The following is a 17,686-nucleotide window of genomic DNA, read 5'->3' as shown; positions in this document are numbered from 1 at the left end:
GCCCTTTTCAGCTCTACACGAAGATTACTGCATCAGAAGGTAAATCTGCGCATCACCACGCTGAATGCTCAGCGCCATCACCGACGGCTTACTGTCCATCACTTTACGCAGCTCAGCGATATTGTTCACCGCCTGCTGGTTAACGCCGACGATAATGTCACCTTTTTTCAGGCCAATACGCGCGGCCGGGGTATTTGGCTTCACGCTGGTGACCTGCACGCCTTTCTGGTCTTTACCGCCGCGGTTGCTCATCTCCGCACCTTCAATACCGGTGAAGATAGTGGCGGCATCAACCTGGTTCTGAGTGCTTTGCTGCAGCTCCAGACTCACCGTCACTGGCTTGCCATCACGCAGCAGACCCAGCGAGATTTTGCTGCCCACCGGCATAGAACCAACTTCTGCGCGCAGTGCGGCAAAGCTACTGATCGCCTTGCCGTTCAGCGTGGTGATCACATCACCTGCTTTGATCCCTGCTTTAGCCGCGGAAGAGTTCGGCATGACCTGGCTGACAAACGCGCCACGCTGAGCGTCGACTTTCATCGCTTTCGCCAGCTCGGAGTTCAGCTCTGTGCCCATAATCCCCAGCTCCCCGCGACGAACCTGACCGTACTGCACCATCTGAGCGGTCAGGTTTTTCACCATGTTACTCGGGATAGCAAAGCCAATACCGATGTTGCCGCCGTCCGGGGCCAGAATCGCCGTGTTGATACCGATAAGCTCGCCGTTCAGGTTAACCAGCGCACCGCCGGAGTTACCGCGGTTGATCGCCGCATCGGTCTGGATAAAGTTTTCGTAGTTTTCCACGTTCAGGCCGCTACGGCCCAGCGCAGAAACGATACCGGAGGTCACGGTTTCGCCCAGGCCATATGGGTTACCGATGGCTACGGTGTAATCACCTACGCGCAACGCGTCGGAGTCGGCAATTTTAATCGCCGTCAGGTTTTTAGGATCCTGCAGCTGAATCAGTGCGATATCGGAGCGTGGGTCTTTACCCACCACTTTGGCGTCAAACTTACGGCCATCGCTTAGCTGAACTTTAATCACGGTGGCGTTATCCACCACGTGGTTGTTGGTCACGACATAGCCTTTCGCCGCATCAATAATTACCCCAGAGCCCAGGGCCATAAATTTCTGCTGCTGGCTGCCGCCGTCACCGCCGCCCTGAGCGCCACCGCCCTGGCAGAACGGTGAACTTTGGAACGGCGAACCGTCCTGGCAGAACGGAGAATTGTCACCGAAGAATTGCTGGAAATTACGCCCCATACGCGGAGTATTTACCGTTGTGCTCCCTTCAACGTTGATACTCACCACTGAAGGCATCACCTGCTCCAGCATCGGCGCAAGGCTTGGCAGCGGCTGCGCAGCAGATGCGGAAGAGGCCGTCTCAGCGGCGGAGGCAGACATCGGACTCAGCGCCAAACCCAGACTAAGAGCCAGCGCACTCATTGCTAACGTGGTTTTTTTCATGGAATCATCTCAACTTTCAAATAACGCAAAATTGCTGTGTTGGTACACCATTCAGAGTGAAGTTTACGCGCTAAGTTCAGCGCTTAAGTGCATGGAAAAAGTAAAAATTTATTCTCTATCTTTACAAAACTCCCGAGAAAACTCACTCCACCGCCATCAGGCGTCGATACTCATCCCAGGCATATAAATCGGTCATTCCACTGATGTAATCCTGAATGAGCCTTGCACGGAAATAGTATTCCCACACGGAAAAATCAAGGCTTGCCGGGTGCAAAGCGCTCACCGCTTCTACATAGGCAAGCCTATGTTTAGTTGAAAGTTTGTGGAAAAGTCTTGATTCAATAGGCAGACGACGCAGGCTTTCCTTGCTCACCAGCTCCGTGAAGTCCTTCGTTGAAAGCTCGAGTAAGGGACTGTAAATATCCAGTAAACCGCTGATAACCCGATAACCCTGCAGCTCCAGTTGCTCAATATCCGGGTGGCTGAAGACCTGCCGCACGGCCACCTGCTTGTACAGCTCCAGCAGTCGGGCATACGGGCTGTCGTCCTCCAGCAGCGCATGATTGAACTCGCCGGAATAAATCTCAGGCAAATTGTCGATAAAACGCTGGGCGGCATACGGCGCCAGTTTGTTTAGCGTATTGACGCGCAGGTACATAAAGAACTGATCTTCCGCACTGCGGCGCATTTGGTTGGTGCGGGATTTCTCCCAGGCATCTTTGACTACCAGCTCAAAGAGATCGCCTTTCTTCTGCTCGCCCCAGGACTCGCTCAGATGCTGGTAAAGCTGCTCGACGCTGAAAATACGTTTCTCAACGGCATCTTCGAGATCCGCCACGCAGTAAGAAATATCGTCCGCTGCCTCCATGATCCAGGTTAGCGGAAAACGGCTGTACTCGCCCAGGTTCAACTCTTTGCGCAGGCGCTCGATGTATCCTTCTTCCGACAAATAAAAGCCCGGCTTCTTCATCAAATAAGCGTGGCTTGCTGGCGGCTTTTGGGCAAACCAGGCCGGGCGGGTGTATTTGAGAATGCAGCCGACCTGCGCCCAGGTCAGGTTCATCCGCAGCAGGCTGTGCACCAGCCGGATGCCTTGCGCATTCCCTTCAAAATGGCACAAGTCCTGGCGAACTTTGCTGCGTAACGTATTTAATCCTTCTTCGCCTTCGCGTAGCCGGAGCACATCCACCTTGCAGCGATCGTCACTCCGTGGCTGCCCGCCGCTGTCTTTCGGCTGCAGGCGCTGGCGGAACCAGTCGTTAATCGCCGACTCGCCAAAATGCCCGAACGGCGGATTGCCGATGTCATGCATCAGGCAGGCCATTTCCACTATGCTTTCAAACGGGCCGGTTAGCTCATCCAGTCCATATTTCTCCAGCGCCCTCTGCTCTTTCAGGCGGCTAAGGATCTCTTTGGCAATGTAGCGCCCGACCTGCTGCACCTCCAGCGAATGGGTAAGACGGGTGCGCACGGCAGCATTACGCTCCAGCGGGAAGACCTGCGTTTTCTGCTGCAGGCGGCGGATTGCGGGAGAATTAATGATCCTACCGCGATCGCTTTCGAAGATCCGCAGGATCTCAAGTTCGCTCTTCTCTCCTTCGGGCGAGCGGAAGCGTCGGTGCCAGTTAATTTTTTTGCGGAAGTCTATTTCGCTCATGCCCACTCCTGTTCCGTTGATAAGGAGACTGTTTGCCATGATAGACTATGCCCCGAAAATTGAGTCATGTTCCACCACATTAGCGAGTATCTCTATGAAAGCAGGCATTATTGGTGCAATGGAAGAAGAAGTTACGCTGCTGCGTGACAAAATCGAAAACCGTCACACTCTGAGCATCGCCGGTTGCGAAATTTATACCGGGACGCTGAACGGCGTTGAAGTGGCGCTGCTGAAGTCCGGCATCGGCAAAGTTTCTGCGGCCATGGGTGCTACGCTGCTGCTGGAACACTGCAAGCCAGACGTGATCATCAACACCGGTTCCGCAGGCGGCCTGGCGCCGACGCTGAAAGTGGGTGATATCGTGGTATCTGACGAAGTGCGTTACCACGATGCTGACGTCACTGCTTTCGGTTACGAATATGGCCAGATGGCGGGCTGTCCGGCAGCTTTCATTGCCGATAAAAAGCTTATTGAGGCAGCAGAAACCTGCATTAAAGAGCTGGATCTGCACGCGGTTCGCGGCCTGATCGTCAGCGGCGACGCGTTTATTAACGGCTCCGTAGCGCTGGCAAAAATTCGCCACAACTTCCCGCAGGCCGTGGCGGTAGAAATGGAAGCGACGGCCATCGGCCACGTTTGCCATAACTTCAACACGCCGTTTGTGGTTGTACGCGCCATCTCCGACGTGGCCGATCAGCAGTCCCACCTGAGCTTCGAAGAATTCCTGGCCGTTGCCGCCAAGCAATCCACCCTGATGGTGGAAAAACTGGTTCAGCACCTGGCTCGTGGCTAAGCTCATCCTTTGGCGCGGGGCGACCGCCCTGCTCCTTTGCCTCCCGGCGCTGCTGTTTGCGGCGCCTCGGGTAATCTCCCTCTCTCCCGCGAATACAGAACTGGCCTTTGCCGCCGGTATCACTCCTATTGCGGTGAGCGCCTATTCTGATTACCCACCTCAGGCAAAGCAGATTGAACAGTTAGCCAACTGGCAGGGTGTGAACTTCGAGCGAATCGTTGCCCTCAAGCCGGACGCAGTCCTCGCGTGGCGAGGTGGTAACCCGGACAGGCAGGTAAACCAACTGGTTTCGCTGGGCATTAAGGTCATCTGGCTGGATCCTAAAAGCGTTGCCGACGTTGAGGCCGCGCTGCGCCAACTAGCCCCGCTCAGTCCAACACCAGAAAAGGCAATCAAAGCGGCAGAGACGCTGTCCCGGCAGTTCGCTGAGCTAAAAACTCGCTACGGCCATACCCAAAGCAAAAAAGTGTTCCTGCAGTTCAGCCAGCAGCCGCTGTTTACCACCAGCAAAGATTCCATTCAGAACGAAGTCGTTGAGCTTTGTGGTGGGCGCAATATTTTCGCCGACAGCCGGGTTCCCTGGCCGCAGGTCAGTCGCGAGCAAGTTCTGACGCGCCAGCCGCAGGCTATTATTATCTCGGGTGATGCGAGCAATATTCCGTCGGTGCAACAGTTCTGGAGTAATCAGTTAAAAGTTCCGGTTATTGCCGTCAATGATGACTGGTTTACTCGCTCGGGCCCGCGTATTATCCTCGCCGCAAAACAGCTCTGCGAAGAGCTGGCGAAAGCTTAACGTCATGCTCTGAGGGTCATAAATGCTGGTCTATTGGCTGGATATTGTCGGTACCGCCGTGTTCGCTATTTCCGGCGTTTTGTTGGCCGGGAAGCTGCGGATGGATCCCTTTGGCGTGCTGGTGCTCGGGGTAGTTACCGCGGTAGGCGGGGGAACAATCCGCGATATGGCATTAGCCAATGGCCCGGTATTCTGGGTGAAAGATCCCACGGACCTTGTCGTCGCCATGGTGACCTGTATGCTGACGATCGTCCTGGTGCGCCAGCCGCGACGCCTGCCTAAGTGGGTGCTTCCCGTGCTGGATGCCGTCGGCCTGGCGGTGTTTGTTGGCATCGGCGTCAATAAAGCGTTTCTGGCCCATGCCAGCCCGCTGGTTGCAATCTGCATGGGCGTAATCACTGGCGTAGGCGGCGGGATCATCCGCGACGTATTGGCCCGTGAAGTCCCGATGATTCTGCGCACCGAGATTTATGCCACCGCCTGTATTATTGGCGGTATCGTCCACGCCACGGCTTACCACACCTTTAACGTCCCGCTGGAGCAGGCCAGTATGATTGGCATGGTGGTCACGCTGGCGATTCGCCTGGCTGCCATCTACTGGCACCTTAAACTGCCGACCTTTGCGCTAAATGACCGACAATAGCGATAAAAAAAGCCGCGTTTTATACGCGGCTTTTTTATTTCAGCAACTTATCAGATGCTGAAGGAGGAACCACACCCGCAGGTGCTTTTCGCGTTCGGGTTAGTCACCACGAAGCGGGAGCCTTCCAGGCCTTCGCTGTAATCCACCGCACCACCGACCAGATATTGCAGGCTCATTGGATCCACAACCAGAGCAACGCCCTGCTTCTCGATGGTCATATCGCCGTCGTTGATCTGGTCGTCAAAGGTAAAGCCATACTGGAAGCCGCTGCAACCACCACCGGTGATATAGACGCGAAGTTTCAGATTCGGGTTCTCTTCGTCTGCAATCAGACTTTTCACTTTATTGGCTGCGGCTTCGGTAAACTGCAGCGGCAGCGCTACTACGTCATCACTCATTTTTTGCTCCCAACAATTAACAAGTCGGGCAGAAAACAACCCGCACTTTTGCAGCATTATCTAATACCCGAGTAATTCGTTCAAGTATTCTGCCCGGCGGAAGCCTGCTCGCCCGCTCGCGCTTTCTCAGCTTCTTGTTTTGCCAGCGTTCTTGCCAGAATCACCGAGTATAGCGGTTTCCCGCCCAAAAATTGTGCCAACAGTGTCGCCCCAAGACAGGTGATAATCATTGGCAGAATGAGCTGGTAATTATCCGTCATCTCAAGCACCAGCACGATAGCGGTGAGCGGCGCACGCAGTGAGGCGGCGAGTAACGCCCCCATTCCGGCAATTGCAAAGGTGCCCATATCAAGATGATACGCGGGGAACCAGGCGGCACAAGCCGTGCCAAACGCGGTGCCAAGCAGCGTGCCCAGCGCCAGCATCGGGGCAAAAATACCGCCCGGTGCACCGGAGGAGAAACAGAGCAAAGTGGTGATGACCCGAGCGATGAACAGGAACAACAGCATGCCAATGGTGTAATTCCCCATGGCCGCAATCGGGATAAGGCTAAACCCGCCGCCGGACGCCGCCTGCTGAATAAGTCCCAGCACACCGCAAAGCCCGCCAATAAGCCCGCCGATCAGCACCCACTTCTTAATGTTGCCGCCGTGAATGCGCTGGAACATATCCTGAGCGCCGATCACCAGCCGGTTAAACACCACGCCGACAATGCCAAAAATCATGCCGAGGATCAGATACAGCCACAGCGTGTTGACCGGCGCATCCGCCAGCTTACCCACCTGAATCACCGTGGTTTCGGTATTAAAGATCCGGAACACGATGCTCGACATAATCACGCCGATAAACACCGCTTTTATCGAAACCAAGTTATAGCGGAACTGGGTACGCATCTCTTCGATGATAAACAGGATCCCGGCCAGCGGCGCATTAAATGCCGCAGACAGCCCGGCAGCAGCACCGGTTGCCAGCAGCGAATGACGAGCTTCCGCACTTTTCATGCGGAAAATGTCCGTCACCATACGCCCGATGTTACCGCCAAGCTGTACGGTCGGCCCTTCACGCCCCAGCACCATTCCCGCGCCGAGCGTGCCCATCCCGCCGATGAATTTCACCGGGATCACGCGCCACCAGCGCACTGGCCGCAAATCCTCCAGTGCCCCTTCGATTTCAGGAATGCCCGACCCGCCGGCTTCAGGCGCGAAACGACGCACCAGAAAATAGCCCACCATCGCCAGCAGCGCCGAGCTGATAAACGCCAGCGGCCACACCAGCCAGGCGCTGTCCGCGACCTGAGCCAGCATACCGATACGGTGCTGAAGCACCCAGTTAACCGACTTTTCAAACGCCACGCCGACCAGGCCCGCCAGCGTGCCAACCACCGCGGCCATCAGCAAAATCATTAGCGGCATTTTATCCTGGCCAATCAGGCGACGCAGAATAGCCCCGCGACGCTGCTGGACGCTTTGCGCCCGATCGGGAGAGTTATGGGCTAAATTCATGGTTCTAACCGTTTAGTCATACAAATAAGGCGGGCATTTTACCCACAGAAAAGACCTTCGTCTTTTTAAATTAGCTAATAAACCGTAACGTTTGATTTGGGCAAATATTTCAACGCGGGGCAGGTTTCACATAGAATAGCCCGCTGTCACCATTTCCACGAATCAGGAGCCGATTCATGAGTAAGTCTGAAAACCTGTACGCCGCAGCCCGCCAGGTCATTCCCGGCGGCGTTAACTCTCCGGTACGCGCCTTTACCGGCGTAGGCGGAGTGCCTCTGTTTATCGAGCGTGCGGACGGGGCTTACCTGTATGACGCAGACGGTAAAGCCTATATCGATTACGTTGGCTCATGGGGCCCAATGGTGCTCGGCCACAACCACCCGGCGATCCGCAACGCGGTCATTGAAGCCGTTGAGCGCGGCCTGAGCTTTGGGGCGCCAACCGAAATGGAAGTGAAAATGGCGGAGCTGGTTTGTGAGCTGGTGCCGACCATGGACATGGTTCGTATGGTGAACTCCGGCACCGAAGCCACCATGAGCGCTATCCGCCTCGCTCGCGGCTACACTGGCCGGGATAAAATCATCAAATTCGAAGGCTGCTATCATGGCCACGCAGATTGCCTGCTGGTGAAAGCCGGTTCCGGCGCGCTGACACTCGGCCAACCAAACTCTCCGGGCGTGCCGGCTGACTTTGCGAAGCACACCCTGACCTGCACCTATAACGATCTGGCCTCCGTGCGCGAAGCCTTTGAGCAATACCCTCAGGACGTGGCCTGTATCATCGTTGAACCCGTCGCGGGCAACATGAACTGTATTCCTCCGCATGCGGACTTCCTGCCGGGCCTGCGAGCGCTGTGCGACGAATTTGGTGCACTGCTGATCATTGATGAAGTGATGACCGGCTTCCGCGTGGCGCTTGCGGGCGCTCAGTCTTACTACGACGTCGAACCAGACCTGACCTGCCTCGGCAAAATCATCGGCGGCGGGATGCCAGTCGGCGCCTTCGGTGGCCGTCGCGAAATCATGGACGCGCTGGCACCAACGGGCCCTGTTTACCAGGCGGGCACGCTCTCCGGGAACCCTATCGCCATGGCGGCGGGCTTCGCCTGCCTGACCGAAGTGTCTCAGCCCGGCGTTCACCAGACCCTGACCGAGCTGACGGAAATGCTGGCTAACGGCCTGTTGAATGCGGCTAAAGCAGAAAACATCCCATTGGTGGTGAATAACGTCGGCGGCATGTTCGGCCTGTTTTTCACCGATGCCGAAACCGTCACCAGCTATAAAGACGTGGTTGCTTGCGATGTAGAGCGCTTCAAGCGCTTCTTCCACCTGATGCTGGAAGAAGGTGTATACCTTGCGCCGTCAGCGTTTGAGGCGGGCTTTATGTCCGTGGCGCATAGCAAAGAAGATATTCAGCGGACCATCGACGCGGCACGCCGCGTATTTGCGAAGCTGTAATTTTACCCTCACCCCGGTTCTCTCCCTGGAAGGGCGAGGGGGAAAAACAGCAGATTTATGCTCTTTTCAGTTCCCTCTCCCCTTTGGGGAGAGGGTTAGGGTGAGGGGTTACCGTCCCTGCTTTCTCAGCAAATAAACGAAATAAGGCGCGCCGATAAACGTCGCCAATAGCCCCGCCGGCACCTGATTCGGGAACAGAATCATCCTGCCGCACCAGTCCGCCAGAATCATTAACATCCCGCCAAAAATCCCGGCCATCGCTATCTGCGGCATTGCCCTGCGGAACCCAAGCATGCGAGCAATGTGCGGTGCCATCAGTCCGACAAAACTTAGCGGGCCGACGATTAACGTCGCCGTGGCGGTAAGCGTTGCCGCCAGCAACAGCAGCGCAAAGCGCGATGGTGTTAACGCCATTCCGACCGCCCGTGCGGTGGCACCGCCCAGCGGTAAAATCACCAGCCAGCGGCGCAGTAGCGGCGTGATGGCTAACAGCCCAACCATGACAACCAACGTTCTGACCGCCTGCTCGCCTGTAACGTTATACGTCGAGCCAGAAATCCAGGTCAGCAGCGTCGCCATACGCGGATCGCCGCTTGCCATCAGCATCATCAGCAGCATGGTAAAGGCGGTGCTGAGCGCCATCCCAGCCAACAGCATACGCTGAGGAGAAAACCCGCCCCGTCCGGCAGCCATCATGATGATCAGCAGCGTTACCGCCGCACCAAGACTGCCCGCCGGCAACAGCCAGACAAACGCGTTCCCCGGCACAATAAACAGCATCAACACCACGCCGAAGGCCGCGCCGGAGCTAATACCCAAGACTTCCGGACTTGCCATCGCGTTGCCGGTTAACCGCTGGATCAGGCAGCCCGCAACCGCCAGCATCACGCCTGCGGTCAAAGCCGCCATAACGCGCGGCCAGCGCCACGGCAGCGCATCGTCAAAGAGTGCACCACTTAACCATCGCCAGCCGTGTGCGTCACGCCCCAGTGCCAGCGCGGCGGCAATCACCAGCAGCAGAATGCCAAGTCCCGTGACCACCCAAAGCAGCACACGCTGGCGTTCAGCCTGAACATGATCTCCGGCGGTCATGGACGGCGCACCGCTGGTACGCAGACGCGGCAGCAGCCACAGCAGGATAGGGGCGCCAATCAGCGCAGTGACCGTCCCGGTAGAGACTTCACCCCACACGCTGGAGAGCCAAACCACCACCTGGTCAGACAGCCAGAGAATTAGCGCCCCAATGAGCGGAGCCAGGAACAAACGAGCAACCAGGCGCCGAGCCCCCAGCATTTTTGCCAGCAGCGGCGCAAATAGCCCGATAAAACCAACGATCCCGACCGCATTAACCAACTGAGCACTGATCACAATCGCCAGCGCCAGCGTCACCAGCCTGACCAGCGAAAGCGCCAGGCCCAGATTACGCGCCACGCCATCATCCAGTCCCATCAGCGTCAACGGACGCAGCAACAGCAGCGTTAGCAGCAGGCCGCCCATCAGGCGTGGCCACAGACTTTCAACGCTGCTCCAGTCCTGTTGATTGAGCGATCCAGTGCTCCACAGGAACATATTCTGCAGCTGGTCATGGTGGAAGATTGCCAGCAGTTGGTTGACCGCACCGCAATAAAGGCTCAGCACCAGGCCCGCAAGAATCAGCGTGACCGGCGACATCCGCTTGCCCCAGGCGACGCCAAAAACAAGCAGGCCAACGACCGCCGCACCAATCAGCGCTGCAAACGGCTGGGCAGCCAGCGGCAGCATCCAAAGCGTAGCAACCGTGACGCCAAGCTGAGCCCCGCTGGCTACGCCAAGCGTTGTCGGCTCCGCCAGAGGATTGCGCAGCACCTGCTGGAACAGTACACCGACGAGACCCAGCCCGGCACCAACCAACAGCGATATTGCGAGACGCGGCAGCAGGCTGAAGTGAAACAGCATCTGTTGAACATTGTCGATGTCCGGCTCGACAAAAGCACTGCGCCACTGCGAGGAAGGTAAGACGCCATGCATGTTATGCAGCGTCAGCCACAGCGCACAAACAAACAGCACCAGCAGCAGGCTGGTGGGGAAAATAACGTGACGTCTCATCAGGCCAGGCTCCTCAGGCCGTCGTCCAACACGCGGGCAAAGTGCATAGCCGACATGGTCGTGCCATAAAGCCAGACGGCGGGAACTTGCTGAAAACGGTTCTGGCGGATAAACGGCATCGCTTTCCACAGCGGCGTGGCCGTCACCTGGCGGGCCACCGCTTCGTTTTTATGGTCGAAGCACAGCACATCGGCGTCTTTTATCGCCGCCAGGCGTTCAATCCCAACGACGGCAGTTCCCCAGAAATTCGCCTCTTCTTGCCAGGCATTTTTCACCCCCAGCAAATCCATCACCTGCTCAAATAAGCTGTGCTTGCCCACCACCAGCGCATGGCGATTATCCAAAAATGACATCAGCAGCACTGGACGGTTGCCGCGCGCGGCAAAGCGAGGCTTCATGCTGGTAATAAACGCATCAAATTCGGCCAGATGCCGACTGGCGGCCTGCTGCATACCCAGCGTATCCCCCAGTTGAATGAGCGATTTACGCGCAATCTCCAGCGGCTTGCCGGAGCCATCGTTAAAATTGAACCCAAGCCCAGGGGCGATACGGGTGATTTTTTCCGGCGAAGGGCCGTAGCCTGCAGAATAGAGAATCAGAGAAGGTTTTAGCTGCGCCATCAGCTCGAGGTTAGGTTCGGTGCGCAGGCCAACATCAATCACGCCTTCCGGCAGCTTAGGTTCGTTCACCCAGATTTGGTAATTAGGGATGTCGGCGACGGCCATCGGCGTGACGCCGAGCGCCATCATCAGCTCAACGGGCAGCCATTCCAGGGCGATGATGCGTTTTGCATCCGGCACCGCCGCCTGCGCGGCAGGTAATTTTAGCAGCAGCGGTGAAAGCGCCATCGCCGCCAAAAGGCGGCGACGGGTTAAAAGAAAGTCATTCATACGGCTCATCAATAAACAAAACTCACCGGCGCAGCCCCCGCCGGGTGCGGCAGGATGCCCATCGGAATACCGTAGATATGCTCCAGCGTATCGCTTTGCATTAAGGCTTCCGGCGTCCCTTGCGCGATCATTTCGCCACCGCGTAGCGCCACCAGGTTGTCGCAGTACCGCGCAGCCATATTAATGTCGTGCAGAACAGCAACTACCGTCAGGCCGCGCTCCTGGCTAAGACGATGGATCAGCGCCAGCACGTCAACCTGATGAGCGATATCCAGCGCAGACGTTGGCTCATCCAGCAGCAAGCAGCGGCTATCCTGCGCCACCAGCATGGCGATCCATGCCCGCTGCCGCTCGCCGCCGGACAGGCTATCCACCAGGCGATGCGCAAACGGCTTCAGCCCTACCAGGCTAATAGCCTCATCCACCAGCTCACGGTCAGCCGTGCCAAAGCGCCCTAACGCCCCATGCCACGGGTAACGGCCAATCGCCACCAGCTCACGCACCGTCATGCCCTCCGCGGCAGGAAGCTGCTGGGGAAGATAGGCCACCTGCCGGGCAAACGCTTTGCTGCCCCAGCTGTCCAGCGGCTGTGAGTTCAGCAGAATTTCACCCTCAGAAGGTTTCTGGTGGCGACCCAGCATTTTCAGCAGCGTCGATTTACCGGAGCCGTTATGGCCAATCAGACCAGTAACTTTACCCACCGGGAAGGTGATAGACAGCGGATGGAGTAGCGTGCGGCCAGGCACGCGGAACGTGACATCAGTGAGGCTAAAAGTCGTGTCGGGATGAAGCTGTTTATCCTGCATGGTAGCCATCTTAGTGAAGGGCACGGCGAACCGTGCCCGGGAGACAAGTTAGAAGCGGAAGGTCGCGGTAGCAACCACCTGACGCTCAGCGCCCCAGAAGCAACCGTAAGTGTCGAAGCAACTGGCAACGTATTCGCGGTCAAGCAGGTTATTCACGTTAACAGCAATGCTGGAGCCGTTCAGGCCGAAGCGACCGAGGTCATACTTCACGACCGCATCCATAACCGCAGCGCTGCCCACCTTGAAGGTGTTAGCCGGATCGCCATAGCTGGAGCCGATAAAGCGTCCACCAGTCCCCAGCGTCAGGCCTGTCAGGATGCCGCTGTTGAAGGTGTAATCCCCCCACAGGGAAGCCATATGTTTAGGAACCTGAACCGGGCTATTGCCCTGAAGGGTCGTGTCTTTAGTGTACTGTGCATCGGTGTATGTGTAGGAAGCCGTCACGTTAATGTTGGCGTTCAACGCCGCTTTTGCCTCCAGCTCAACGCCACGCGCACGGACTTCGCCCGCCGGAACCTGATTCAGAGCGTTCGTCGGATCAGTCATCAGGGTATCGGTTTTCGTCAACTGATAAACTGCACCCGTCACAACGATCGGCATATCCTTAGGCACATATTTCACACCAGCTTCATACTGTTCACCTTTGGATGGCTGATAGGCCACACGAGGTGTGCTGTAGAGACTGAACGCGTTCGGCTCAAAGGATTGGCTGTAGCTGAAGTACGGAGAGATTCCGTTGTCGAACAGGTAGTTAACTCCACCGCGCCAGGTAAACTGATGATCATTACGGTCTATATAACCGTTATCACTGCGAACTGTGGTCGCCTGTTTAGACCAGTCATAGCGTCCACCCAGAGTCATCACCCACTTGTTCCACTCCGCCTGATCCTGCACGTAAAGACCCGTTTGCTTACTTTCGTTCATCTGGTAAGGCACAGCGCTGCCAAAATCGACATCGCTCATTGAGGGCAGATTGTTTAGATCGAGGGCAGGTGCATTACCAAACAGAGCGCTAATGTCATTACGCATGCGCATATAATCCACACCGGTTAACAGCGTGTGATCGATAGCTCCGGTTGCAAATTTACTCTGTAGCTGGGTATCTACGCTAAAGTTTTGCAGACGTTCATTATCAACAACGGTACCACGCCCTAAATAGTGAGCTTTTTGCTCTGCAGTCAGTGCCTGACAGTAGACATTGAAAGCATTCATGCTGTTGTTGCACAGCCCAGTACCATAAGCGCTTTGTTGAGCAACTTTCATTTCAGAGAAACGCAGGTTTTGACGCACGGTAAAGGTGTCGTCGAAACCATGTTCAAAGCTATAGCCCACCATTTTCTGGTTACGGGAATAGCTATTGTTAGTTGCCGCTTCGTTGAAGCTGGTAGACAGACGCCCACCGTTTGGCAACGGTTGAACGGTACCTTCTTTCGGCAGCCAGCCGTAATAGCCTGTATCAGGCTCATTCTGGAAGTAAGACAGGAAGGTGAAGTTTGTCTTGTCGTCAGGACGCCATGAGAAAGATGGTGCAATGGCATAACGCTTCTGTTTGGCATTATCCTGCTGCTCGTTATTAGAGCGCGCAACGCCGGTCAGGCGATAAGAATAAACACCCGCATCATCCAGAGCATCGCTGAAGTCAAAGCCTGTCTGATACAGGTTGTCCGTGCCCATTTTGAACTGGATTTCATGCAGCGGCTCGGTGGTCGGACGCTTGCTGACCATGTTCACAATACCGCCCGGGCTGCTTTTGCCGTACAGCACGGAAGTTGGACCGCGCATCAGCTCCACGCGCTCCAGCATATAAGGGTCAATGACCGCGTCATTATAGAAATCACCCTGCATCTTCAGGCCGTCCAGATAGTTATTCTGATTCAGGCCCACGGATGAAAAACCACGGATAATGACAAAGTCGTAGGTATTGGAAGCACCACGGCTGCTAACCGTTACGCCCGGCGTATAGCCCAGCGCTTCCTTCACGGACTGGAATTGATGCATCTGCATCTCTTCGCTGGTCACCACCGAAATAGACTGCGGGGTCTTTTCAATGGGGGTATCGGTTTTGGTCGCCGTGGCGCTGCGTTTAGCGGCGATGGTTGGCGATGGCCCCCATGCGCTTTCGGTAGGTACTGCTGCAGCTGAAACGGTGATAGTGTCTTCTTTTTTGGTCGTGCCGGTGTCCGCCGCGAAGCTGTTAACGCTGACGGTGCCCACCGCCGCCGCTACAAGCAGAGCAAGCTTACGGACAGGGTTTTTGGCTGGCTGACCTGGGAGTGAACGCGCCATGATATTTTCTCTGGTGAAATGGTAAATGATAACGTAAACGATAATTATTATTATGCCCGCAGGATAATAGACGAAACGCTGGCTGCATAGCAAGCGCCTCACACCCTTAGGGTTATTAAGGGAACAATAAATAACCTGATGGTTTATAGGGTGTTAATTGGGCGTGAAATTTAAGATAAGAAACGCGTTATGACGGGTAAAAAAAGGCGAAAAAAAACCTCTCCCACTTTGGGAGAGGTTGATAAGTGAAGCGAGACTTAATTGCTGCCGAACATATCCTTAATCCAGCCGGCAACGCCATCGCTCTTCTGTTCCTGAGCGGGCTGTTGCTGCTGGGGCTGCTGCTGCGGTTGTTGCTGCGGCTGCTGGCCTGCTGGCGTCTGGCTGAACGGGTTAGCGGATTGCTCTTCCTGCTGGCTTTGCTGGCAAAGCGCGCTCGGATTCGTCGTCCAGACTGGCAGCACACGGTCACCACCGCCGCTACACATGAAGTAACCCGCGCTGTTGACGCCCATATCCACGATATCTTCCGGCTGGGTCAGATCCAGCGGGATCGGCGACTGGTTTGACAGATAACGCTGATACAGCGACATTGCGCCGCTGGCACCGTACAGCTTGGTTGGCTGGTTGTTATCACGTCCTACCCAGGTAATGGTCACTTCACGGCCATCAACGCCGGCAAACCAGGTATCCACGTTGTTGTTGGTGGTCCCCGTTTTCCCGGCCAGATGCAGGTTCGGGTATTTCCCGCCCAGCGCACGGCCCGTACCGCGAGCCACCACCTGCTGCATACCAAACAGCGTCAGATAAGCGGCCTGCGCAGGCACCGCCTGCTCTGCCTGTGGGAAGCTCTGATACAGCACGGTGCCGTCTTCAGCAATCACCGACCGCAGCGCGGAAAGCGTGGCGCGGTTCCCGCCGCTGGCGATCGTCTGGAACGCCTGCGCAACCTGAATAGGCGTCAGGTTCAACGCCCCCAGAATCATCGCCGGCACCGGATTAAGCTGGTCTTTGGGTACCCCAAGCTTGGTCCAGGTATCGGTAATGGCCGGCAGGCCCAGCGTCATCCCCAGGTTTACGGTTGGCACGTTCATCGAACGCGTCAGCGCATCCACCAGCATCACTTGCCCGCTGTACTGGTGGTTATCGTTCTGCGGCGACCAGACCTGGCCATTCGACAGTTTGATGCCAATCGGGGCATCGGCAAGCCATGTGTTCAGGCGGAACGTATCCGGCTGGCTCAACGCCGTCAGATAAGTGGCCGGTTTTGCCAGCGAGCCAATGGAGCGACGAGCCTGCAGCGCACGGTTAAAGCCCGCAAACTGCGGTTCCGCGCCGCCGACGACCGCGCGAACTTCACCGGTAAAGCGGTCAACAATGACCATCGCCGCTTCCAGGTCGTTCAGCTTACGGGAAGCACGCAGCACCGGAACGCCTTCGGTCACTGCTTTTTCTGCCGCATCCTGAGACACAGAATCAAAGGTGGTGAAGATCTTCACGCCGGACAGGTCTTTCACCTTGTCGCCCAGCTTGTCCTGAAGCTCCTGACGCACCATCTGCATAAAGGCTGGCTGTGGCGAAATCACGCCGCCGCGAGGCTGCACGCCCAGAGGACGCGCGCTCAACATGTCGTACAGCTCCTGATCGATAACTTTCTGTTCCTGCAGCAGGCGCAGGACCAGGTTACGACGTTCAAGCGCCAGCTTCGGATTTCGCCATGGGTTATACAGCGATGCCCCTTTCACCATACCTACCAACAGCGCCTGCTGGTCGAGGCTAAGCTCTTCCACCGGGCGGCCGAAGTAATAAAGGCTGGCCAGCGGGAAGCCACGAATCTGATCGTCGCCGCTCTGGCCGAGGTACACCTCGTTCAGATACAGCTCAAGAATGCGATCTTTGTCGTAGCGAGCATCCATGATCAGCGCCATGTAGGCTTCGTTGGCTTTACGCCACAGCGTACGCTGGTTGCTCAGGAAGAGGTTTTTTACCAGCTGCTGAGTCAGCGTACTGCCGCCCTGCACCGCTCGCCCGGCCGTCAGGTTAGCGACAACGGCGCGGCCAATAGAGTAAATGCTGATCCCGTCGTGCTCATAGAAATGGCGGTCTTCGGTCGCAATCAGCGTGTCCACCAGCAGATCTGGGAAGCCGGAACGAGGTACGAACAGGCGCTGCTCGCCGTTTGGCGAAGAAAGCATGGTGATCAGCCGCGGGTCGAGGCGGAAGATACCGAAGCTGCGGTTATTATCCATGTTCTGGATAGATTCCAGATGGCCACCGTCGAACACCAGGCGAGCGCGAATCTGCCCTTCTTTACCGTCCGGGAAGTCAAACGGGCGGCGAATCAGCTCGATGTTGTTCCCCTGCACGGTGAACTCGCCCGGGCGCGTCATGCTCGACACCTGCCGGTACTGCGTTGCTTCCAGCAGCTTCACCATCTCCGCTTTGCTGTAAGGCATATCTGGCTCAAGGTTTACCATGCGGCCATAGACCGCAGCCGGAAGCTGCCAGACTTTGCCGTCAATGCGGCTGCGGATCTGCTGATCGAGGTACACACCGTAAATAACCAGCACCACAAAGAAGATGATCGCCAGCTTCACCAACAGCCAGAAGAAACGGCGTTTTTTTGACGGGCGGCCCGAGCCTTTCCCCTTACCTTTTCCTTTACGCGGCGGCATAGGTTCTTCGTCCTCGTAATCATCGTCTTCATACTCGTCGTCATACTCCTCTTCCTTGAGTCGACGACGGCTCACCTTCTCTTTCGCCGGACGCGTTGGTTTTCCTTTACGTCCAATAGGCTCGCGGTCATTCCCCGCCATGCATCTTCTCCACAAAAGTTCAGGCGCAAAGGCCCGATTCTCCGTTCTTCCGCGCAATGCGAAAGAAGAAATCTCTCAAAAAAACAACCGGAC

Annotated in this window: 13 protein-coding genes; 4 read left to right on the top strand and 9 right to left on the bottom strand. The window is 56.4% G+C overall.

The window, feature by feature from the left end:
- Positions 1 to 24: 24 nt before the first annotated feature.
- Complete coding sequence (degP, locus tag ACR6JA_RS09475; RefSeq protein ID WP_312744158.1) at positions 25 to 1,467, bottom strand: serine endoprotease DegP; 1,443 nt, start codon at positions 1,465 to 1,467, stop codon at positions 25 to 27.
- A gap of 142 nt (positions 1,468 to 1,609) precedes the next feature.
- Entirely contained in the window at positions 1,610 to 3,124 is a 1,515-nt protein-coding gene (gene dgt / locus ACR6JA_RS09470) for a dGTPase (protein WP_494493953.1), read from the bottom strand.
- A 94-nt stretch (positions 3,125 to 3,218) separates the two neighbouring features.
- Between dgt and mtnN the strand changes: the two genes are divergently transcribed.
- Genes mtnN through ACR6JA_RS09455 form a run of 3 tightly spaced genes read left to right on the top strand, consistent with a single transcriptional unit; the run spans position 3,219 to position 5,353 of the window.
- Complete coding sequence (gene mtnN / locus ACR6JA_RS09465) at positions 3,219 to 3,917, top strand: 5'-methylthioadenosine/S-adenosylhomocysteine nucleosidase (protein WP_039296490.1); 699 nt, start codon at positions 3,219 to 3,221, stop codon at positions 3,915 to 3,917.
- Positions 3,910 to 4,710, top strand: a complete 801-nt coding sequence (btuF, locus tag ACR6JA_RS09460; protein WP_213715217.1) for a vitamin B12 ABC transporter substrate-binding protein BtuF — start codon at positions 3,910 to 3,912, stop codon at positions 4,708 to 4,710. The genes mtnN and btuF overlap by 8 nt, the downstream gene beginning before the upstream one ends.
- Before the next feature lie 22 nt (positions 4,711 to 4,732).
- A complete protein-coding gene (locus ACR6JA_RS09455; RefSeq protein WP_008456904.1) occupies positions 4,733 to 5,353 on the top strand; it encodes a TRIC cation channel family protein in 621 nt (206 codons plus the stop codon).
- 50 nt (positions 5,354 to 5,403) lie between these two features.
- Here ACR6JA_RS09455 and erpA read toward each other — a convergent pair whose 3' ends face one another.
- Entirely contained in the window at positions 5,404 to 5,751 is a 348-nt protein-coding gene (gene erpA, locus ACR6JA_RS09450) for an iron-sulfur cluster insertion protein ErpA (protein WP_008456903.1), read from the bottom strand.
- A gap of 80 nt (positions 5,752 to 5,831) precedes the next feature.
- On the bottom strand, positions 5,832 to 7,253 hold the full coding sequence (gene clcA, locus ACR6JA_RS09445) for a H(+)/Cl(-) exchange transporter ClcA (protein ID WP_494493952.1): 1,422 nt from the start codon (positions 7,251 to 7,253) through the stop codon (positions 5,832 to 5,834).
- 176 nt (positions 7,254 to 7,429) lie between these two features.
- Here clcA and hemL point away from each other — a divergent pair, with 176 nt between their 5' ends.
- Positions 7,430 to 8,710 (top strand): glutamate-1-semialdehyde 2,1-aminomutase, encoded by a 1,281-nt coding sequence (gene hemL, locus ACR6JA_RS09440; RefSeq protein ID WP_166876711.1) that lies wholly within the window; start codon positions 7,430 to 7,432, stop codon positions 8,708 to 8,710.
- 108 nt (positions 8,711 to 8,818) lie between these two features.
- Here the strand turns inward: hemL and fhuB are convergent, their stop codons facing one another.
- From fhuB to mrcB, 5 genes are all read right to left on the bottom strand, one after another.
- Positions 8,819 to 10,795 carry a Fe(3+)-hydroxamate ABC transporter permease FhuB gene (gene fhuB, locus ACR6JA_RS09435; protein ID WP_494493951.1) on the bottom strand — a complete coding sequence of 659 codons (1,977 nt, stop codon included), beginning with the start codon at positions 10,793 to 10,795 and terminating at the stop codon, positions 8,819 to 8,821.
- The gene (gene fhuD, locus ACR6JA_RS09430; protein ID WP_494493950.1) at positions 10,795 to 11,694 is read right to left on the bottom strand and encodes a Fe(3+)-hydroxamate ABC transporter substrate-binding protein FhuD; all 900 of its coding nucleotides are present in this window, start codon (positions 11,692 to 11,694) and stop codon (positions 10,795 to 10,797) included. Before fhuD ends, fhuB begins: the two co-directional genes overlap by 1 nt.
- Positions 11,694 to 12,491: a Fe3+-hydroxamate ABC transporter ATP-binding protein FhuC gene (gene fhuC / locus ACR6JA_RS09425; protein ID WP_494493949.1), complete on the bottom strand. Its 798-nt coding sequence runs from the start codon at positions 12,489 to 12,491 to the stop codon at positions 11,694 to 11,696. Before fhuC ends, fhuD begins: the two co-directional genes overlap by 1 nt.
- A gap of 48 nt (positions 12,492 to 12,539) precedes the next feature.
- Positions 12,540 to 14,777, bottom strand: coding sequence for a ferrichrome porin FhuA (gene fhuA / locus ACR6JA_RS09420; RefSeq protein ID WP_494493948.1), 2,238 nt, complete (start codon positions 14,775 to 14,777; stop codon positions 12,540 to 12,542).
- Between the two features lie 257 nt (positions 14,778 to 15,034).
- Entirely contained in the window at positions 15,035 to 17,593 is a 2,559-nt protein-coding gene (gene mrcB, locus ACR6JA_RS09415) for a bifunctional glycosyl transferase/transpeptidase (RefSeq protein ID WP_494493947.1), read from the bottom strand.
- Positions 17,594 to 17,686: the final 93 nt, after the last annotated feature.

The sequence above is a fragment of the Cedecea sp. B1(4) genome (assembly GCF_059414925.1).
Note: the sequence above shows the minus strand (reverse complement) of the source record. Positions and strands in the feature narration are given on the sequence as shown.